At 36.3% G+C, this 7,682-nt stretch carries 6 protein-coding genes; all 6 read right to left on the minus strand.

Going from position 1 to position 7,682, the window contains the following annotated elements:
- Positions 1–33: 33 nt before the first annotated feature.
- Positions 34–2,280 (minus strand): DNA topoisomerase IV subunit A, encoded by a 2,247-nt coding sequence (parC, locus tag Q1J40_RS05705; RefSeq protein WP_301099089.1) that lies wholly within the window; start codon positions 2,278–2,280, stop codon positions 34–36.
- Between the two features lie 97 nt (positions 2,281–2,377).
- Complete coding sequence (locus Q1J40_RS05710; protein WP_301099090.1) at positions 2,378–3,595, minus strand: sugar efflux transporter; 1,218 nt, start codon at positions 3,593–3,595, stop codon at positions 2,378–2,380.
- Positions 3,596–3,712: 117 nt separating this feature from the next.
- Positions 3,713–4,723, minus strand: a complete 1,011-nt coding sequence (gene mglC / locus Q1J40_RS05715) for a galactose/methyl galactoside ABC transporter permease MglC (protein ID WP_301099091.1) — start codon at positions 4,721–4,723, stop codon at positions 3,713–3,715.
- A gap of 18 nt (positions 4,724–4,741) precedes the next feature.
- Positions 4,742–6,259: a galactose/methyl galactoside ABC transporter ATP-binding protein MglA gene (mglA, locus tag Q1J40_RS05720; RefSeq protein ID WP_301099092.1), complete on the minus strand. Its 1,518-nt coding sequence runs from the start codon at positions 6,257–6,259 to the stop codon at positions 4,742–4,744.
- 55 nt (positions 6,260–6,314) lie between these two features.
- The gene (mglB, locus tag Q1J40_RS05725; RefSeq protein ID WP_301099093.1) at positions 6,315–7,310 is read right to left on the minus strand and encodes a galactose/glucose ABC transporter substrate-binding protein MglB; all 996 of its coding nucleotides are present in this window, start codon (positions 7,308–7,310) and stop codon (positions 6,315–6,317) included.
- A 127-nt stretch (positions 7,311–7,437) separates the two neighbouring features.
- On the minus strand, positions 7,438–7,682 hold a 245-nt coding region (locus Q1J40_RS05730; protein WP_301099094.1), incomplete at its 5' end, for a tRNA-binding protein.

Genomic DNA, 7,682 nt, shown 5'->3' on the forward strand with positions numbered 1-7,682 from the left:
TTTTTGTTTATCAAAGGAATAGCATTAGTCGTTTTAATTCACAATTTCTACTTCAGTCTTGGCATTTAATCCCCTAACAAGTTGAGAGCCTTTTCTTGCTCGTTCACCACGATATTTTTCAATATCACTTGGTTTGAGTGTGATTTTGCGTTTGCCAGAAGTAAAGACTAAAGAGCTTGTTGGTTGAATAATGAGTAGGCGAGAGAGCAGTTCATCGCCAGATTTAGCCGCTGCAGCTGAAATGTTAATAATTTTATTTCCCTTTCCTTTTGATAAGGTTGGTAAATCAGATACTGGGAATACAAGCATTCTGCCAACATTACTCATTGCAACCAGTAGATCGTTTTCTGTTTGGTTGAGGAGTTGAGGTGGTAGTACTTTTGCATTTTCTGTTAAGGAAATGACCGCTTTACCGGCTTTATTGCGAGAAACTAAATCTTCAAATTGGCAAATAAAACCATAACCAGAATCTGATGCCATCAAGACTTTTTGATTTCCTTCAGCCATTAATACATATTCAACCGTTGCACCTTCAGGTAAATTGATTTTTCCTGTAATTGGTTCACCTTGTGAGCGAGCAGAAGGCAATGAGAGAGGATCTACCGCATAGCTTCTTCCTGAACTATCAATAAAGATCACAGGTTGATTACTTTTACCTTGAGCGTGTGATAAATAATTGTCACCTGCTTTATAGCTTAAGTTCTTCACATCAATATCATGTCCTTTAGCACAACGCACCCAGCCTTTTTCTGACAAGATAACTGTGACAGGTTCTGCTGGAGTTAAATCACTCTCAGCAATTGCTTTCGCTTCTTCTCGTTCTACGATAGGCGAACGGCGAGGGCTTGCAAATGTTTTTGCATCCGCTTGAATCTCTTTTTTGATTAAGGTGTTGAGTCTACGTTCTGAACCTAAAATGCCTTGTAGATGTTCTTTTTCTTCTATGAGTTTTTGTTGTTCAGCTTGTAACTCGTGTTCTTCTAACTTAGCTAAGTGACGTAAGCGAAGATTTAAAATCGCTTCAGCTTGCGTATCGCTCAAATTAAAACGGCTCATTAACTCAGCTTTGGGATTATCTTCATTACGGATAATTTCAATCACTTCATCAATATTGAGATAGGCAATTAATAGGCCCTCTAAAATATGCAAACGAGCTAAGATTTTATCTAGACGATAATTTAAACGACGTGTAACGGTCGTTTTACGGAAAGTGAGCCATTCGGTTAAAATTGTCAGTAAATTTTTGACTGCGGGTTTGCCATCTAAGCCAATCATATTCATATTAACACGATAGCTTTTTTCTAAATCTGTTGTGGCGAATAGGTGCGCCATCAAGGCATCAAAATCAATACGATTTGAGCGAGGATCGAGCACAATACGAATTGGATTTTCGTGATCTGATTCATCTCGAATATCATCGACCATTGGTAATTTTTTATTGCGCATCTGTGTCGCAATTTGCTCAATAACTTTTGATGGCGAAGCTTGATGAGGTAGAGCAGTAATGATGATTTGACCATCTTCTTTCTTCCATACTGCTCGCATTTTTATCGAGCCTTTGCCTTGCTCATAGATTTTTGCTATATCTGCTTTTGGTGTAATGATTTCCGCATCAGTTGGGTAGTCTGGACCTTGTACGATATTCAATAAATCAGTTAGAGAAGCGGTCGGTTCATCCAAAAGTTTTACCAATGCTTGAGAAAGTTCATTGATATTATGTGGCGGAATATCCGTTGCCATACCTACTGCGATACCCGTTGTGCCATTTAATAGAATATGCGGTAATCGGGCTGGTAAATATTTAGGTTCATCAAGAGATCCATCAAAATTTGGTTGATAATCAACTGTGCCTTGCCCTAATTCTCCTAATAGCATTTCTGACATTTTAGAGAGTTTAGACTCGGTATAACGCATTGCCGCAAATGATTTAGGATCGTCAGGAGCCCCCCAGTTTCCTTGCCCGTCAATAAGAGGGTAACGATATGAGAAAGGTTGAGCCATTAGTACCATTGCTTCATAACAAGCACTATCGCCATGTGGGTGGAATTTACCTAGTACATCCCCGACTGTTCTTGCCGATTTTTTATATTTTGCAGAAGCGTTTAAGCCCAGTTCGGACATCGCATAAATAATACGACGCTGTACGGGTTTTAGCCCATCCCCAATAAAAGGTAAGGCTCGATCCATAATGACATACATTGAGTAATTTAGATAAGCGTCTTCAGTAAAACGCTTAATTGGCATTTGCTCAACGCCTTCGTAGTTGATTCCTGAATTCATAGATTAATTACTTTTTCAAAAAAAGGGACGCAAAGTTTGCGTCCAATGTATTTAATATTGTTATTTATTATAGCATTTTATCTGAGTCTCGTCGTTATTAGATTTTTCTGACAAACAACATAAAAATCAATGCAATAGCACAAAGTGTAATGGCAAGGTACCAAGTACTATGATAACCAAATTGAGATGCCATAAAACCAGCAATTGGCCCTGCAAGAACCCAACTACCAGAACTGGTATTATTAAATAATGTGGTAGCTGTACCCATTTTATAAGGCATTAAATCTTGAAAGTAGAGCATACCGATAGAAGCAATAATACCAATGAATAGTCCATTAAGTATTTGACTAGCAATAAGTTGTAATTCAGTCTGTGCAAAAAAAGATAAGGAGATGTAATATCCCATTCCAGCAATAACACCGATGAACATCAATGTTTTTTTACTTACCCAATGGGTACAGTATCCCGCAATTAACATCACAGGGATTTCAATGCCAGCCGCAGTTCCCATTAATACGCCTGTTAATCGATCAGAAAGTCCTAAATTTGTGTTGAGATAAATAGGCATATTGATAAACATCATACTATTGCATGTCCATGCTAAAAGGCAGACCACTGAAAGGATAAGAACTGAATTACGATTACTGGTAATTCCTTCTTCTCGCAAAGTTTGGTCACTATTTGCATTTTGTAGCGAGGAAGTGACCGCTTGTGGCAACATCAGCAATACAATAATAATTGAAATAGCAAAAATAGTTGCGGCAGCACTATACATAAATGTAAAACCGAATTGATCAGAAAGAAAATAGGCGAGAGGAGGTCCTACAATCCAAGCAAGAGATAGTTGCGCTCTTAGTACAGTATTAAACATTGTGCTGTCACGCTTTTGGCTTTTACTATATTCACGAGATAGAGCAAAAAGTTGTGAGGTAACAGATGAACCAAGTCCTAGAATCAGTGTACCCAAAATGAGTAGAACATAATAATCACGATTAAACGCAAAGATTAGACAACCAAACATTTGCATCATACAACTTATTGCGATGATTTTTTTACGGTTAGGTTTTTTATCCGAGTAATGTGCAATAATTTGGCTTAATGTCATAGAAACGAGAGAATTTACCGAATAAAACAATCCAACTAACATTGGGTCATTGGTTACTTCCTTATGCAAATAGACACTTAATGCGGGTACTTGCAAAGCGCCTGCTAACCCAGTCATAAATATAACCATTAAAAAAGCAGCTGATGCAGAATAGAGTAGTTTTCGATTAATTCGAGGTTGTAAAGATGGCGGTGGTGTAAGCGGTAACATAGCTTAGAAATTTAAGGATTAATAGATGAGGGTATTATATCTGATCTATAGATAAAAACTACAAAGGTAAAAAAGCTCCTCTGTTTAAATGAGGAGCTAATATATTATGTGATTTAATTATTTTTTCTTCGCGTATTTTAGAGAGTCAATTGCAACAGCGAAGACGATAATGCTACCTTTAATGATATATTGCCAGTATGGGTTTACACCAATATAGGTTAAACCGTAGTTAATAACAGTAAAGATTAATACCCCTGTAATTACCCCGATTACTGTACCAACACCACCAGCAAAAGATACACCACCCACCACACAAGCAGCGATAGCATCTAATTCATATAAGAATCCTAGGTTGTTAGTCGCACTACCGATACGACCTGCTTCTAACATACCACCAAAGCCGTAGAATGCACCAGCGATCATGTAAATAACAACAAGGTTTTTAGATACGTTTACACCCGATACTTTAGCTGCTTCAGGGTTACCACCGATAGCGAAGATATTTTTACCAAAGCGTGTTTTATTCCACATAATCCATACTACAACTGCTGCGATAGCGGCATAAATAGTAATATAAGATAAGTTAAAGGAGCCTAGTTTAAAGAATCCTTGAGTAAATTCAGAGAATCCTTCATTAAAACCAGCAATTGGTGAAGAACCTACCGCATCATAATAAAGTGAGTTAATACCATAAACGATGATCATTGTACCCATTGTTGCGATAAATGGTGTTACATTGAGGTAAGCAATGATAATACCATTGAGCAATCCTAATACGGCACCAACAACCGCAACAATTAAGATAACCACTGGAATTGGGATCTGTGCTAAATCAGGGAAGACGCGATTCATATTATCCATGGATTGCAATAAGGTAGCAGCTATAACCGCAGCTAAACCAACTTGACGCCCTGCAGATAAGTCAGTTCCTTGAGTAACAAGTAATCCCGCAACCCCAAGTGCAATAATCAAACGAACAGAGGATTGAGTTAAAATATTACTGAAGTTTCTTAAACTTAAAAAACTCGGATCTTGTGCGATAATCACAATAAGTAAAATTAATAATACGAAATAAATCGCATTTTGTTTTAGAAAATCTAATGATTTATTTTTTGCTAGCGTGGACATAATACTTTCCTTCTATACTTACAAATATTTTGCAGCAAGTTGTAAAATCTCTTCTTGAGAAGTTTTTGCAGTTTCAACAATACCCGCGACTCTTCCGTTACTCATCACTAAAATACGATCAGTCACTCCCAATAACTCTGGCATTTCAGAAGAAATCATGATAATGCCTTTATCTTTTTGAGCTAATTGCATAATAAGTTGATAAATTTCGAATTTTGCCCCAATGTCAATTCCTCGAGTTGGTTCATCAAGCATTAGAATTTCAGGCTGAGTAAGTAACCAACGGCCGATAACAACTTTCTGCTGGTTACCACCAGAAAGCGAACCAATATTGGTTTTATGGGATGGAGTTTTTACGTTCATTGAATCGATTACCCATTGCGTATCACTTTTCATTTTCTTATTGCTTAATAAGCCAAATGAAGAAATGTACGACTTCATATTCGAAATAAGTGAGTTAAATTCGATGCTAAGATTGGCATAAATACCTGTTGAACGACGTTCTTCTGTTACTAAAGCAAATCCATTATTAATAGCTTCTAGGGCAGTATTATTTCTTACCTCTTTACCATTTAATTTAATTGTGCCTCCTTTACGATCCCGCACACCAAAAATAGTTTCAACAATATCTGTACGTTTAGCTCCAACAAGTCCTGCAATACCAAGAATTTCTCCTTTGCGTAATTCAAAGCTAACATCTTGGATAGAAGGCTGATTAACCGCAGTAAGATGTTCAACTTCTAGAATGACTTCTTTAGGTGTATTCGTTTTTGCAGGGAAGCGTTGAGTAAGTTCTCGACCTACCATCATTGCGACGATTTGATCCATGGTGGTATCTTTAACTGCAACCGTGTTAATCCATTTTCCATCACGTAAAATAGTGACTTCATCACAAATTTTAAAAATTTCATCCATTTTGTGTGAAATATAGATAATTCCACATCCACGTTCTTTAAGTTTATTGATAATTTTAAACAGATGATCAACTTCTTTTTCTGATAAGGATGAAGTTGGTTCATCCATAATTACGATTTTTGCATCGTATGAAAATGCTTTAGCAATTTCGATCATCTGCATTTGAGAAACTGAAAGATTAGCAACTTTATCTTTAGGATCTATATGGATATCTAGCTCATCAAATATTGCTTTCGTATCACGATACATCTTGGCATGGTCAACGAATATTCCTTTTAGAGGATAGCGGCCTAACCACAAATTATCCATTACGCTACTCTGGCGGACAAGATTTAATTCTTGGTGAACCATCGAAATACCATTTTCTAAAGCTTCTTTTGAAGTTTTAAAATCAATAGGCTTACCTAAAAATAGAATTTCCCCTTCATCTTTAGCATAGATCCCAAATAAACATTTGAGAAGTGTTGATTTACCTGCACCATTTTCACCCATTAGAGCGTGTACAGAGTGCGATTTTACGGTAAGGTTTGCATGATCTAAGGCTTTTACTCCAGGAAAAGACTTACTTACGTTGGTCATTGTTAGCAATACTTGACCATCTGGCACAGTTTGTTCTGTCATATCTAACCTCATAAAAAAGGGGAGAGTGATTATTCTCCCCCCTTACAACTACATTTTATTCTAAGAATTCAGAAAGATTGTCTTTATCTACGCCCACATAAGGAATACGTACAACACGATCTTCTAATTTCCATTTCGTCCCTTCCGTAGCAGGTTTACCTTTTGCCAAATTACTAGATAATTGAACAATTGCTTTACCTTGGTTCACACCATCATTTAATACAGTACCTGCAATTTCGCCTTTTTGGATTAACTGTAATACTTCAGGTAATGCATCCACACCAAAGATTGGTAAGTCTCTACCGTGAGCTTTTGTTGCTTCTAATGCGCCCATTGCCATACCATCATTATTTGCAATGATAACTTCAATATCTTTTGCTTTAGAACTCGATAACCATGCATCCGTTTTATCTTTTGCCATTGCAGCATCCCACATTGCTGTATCATTGAATAATTCTTCAGTTTCAATACCTAAAGAATTTAATTGCTCAACAACATATTTTGTACGAGCTTCTGCATCAGGGTGGCCTGGTTCACCTTTTAATAATACATATTGGATTTTTCCATCTTTATTCAAATCATAAGCTGGATTAGCTTTCCATGCTTTTGCAATTAAATCACCTTGAATGATACCTGATTCTTGAGGATTGGTGCCTACATAATAAGCTTGTTCATAACTACCAATAGTTTTTTCGCCAGGATCTTTATTGAAGAAAATTACAGGAATGTCATCACGTTTTGCTTTACCAACAATAGTTGGAGCTGAAGCAGGGTCAACTAAGTTAATTGCTAAGACTTTAACGCCCTTTGAAATAAGTACATCAACTTGGTCATTTTGGATAGATTGAGAATTTTGAGAGTCATTCATTAATAAATCAACATCAGCTTTATGCAGATCAGCTTCTCTCTCGATCTCTTTACGCATTAAAGACATGAAATTATCATCGTATTTGTAAATTGTTACACCAATACGATCAGCAGCTTGTGCTGATGTTGTCATAACACCTAACCCGACAGCTAAAGCAAGTGTACTTAAAACTATTTTTTTCATAATTGGCTCCTACTGGTTTTTTTATTAAATTAAAGATTAGCTATCATATTGAAAGTAAACGGAACTTTACACCAAAATTTGTATAAAAAGCGTGATCTTATTCACATATTCATAATAATTATGTTATTTATTTTTTATAGTGAAGAATAATTAAAGTAACTTCCCTACGTAGTGCAAGTAATCTTTGCTTATTAAATTTGACTAATTTTTGAGGAATAGAATTAATTAATTCTTTAAAAAGCGGAAAGTTGTTAGGTGCATGCCAATATAGACGTTTTAAACTCGGATAACAGGCAATAAGTGTTCGATTTGCAATAGCAAAACCTTCAATGTTTATCCAATCGTTAGTAGTAAGAAAATAATCATTAGGAG

Source organism: Otariodibacter sp. (assembly GCF_029256985.1).
GTDB lineage: Bacteria > Pseudomonadota > Gammaproteobacteria > Enterobacterales > Pasteurellaceae > Otariodibacter.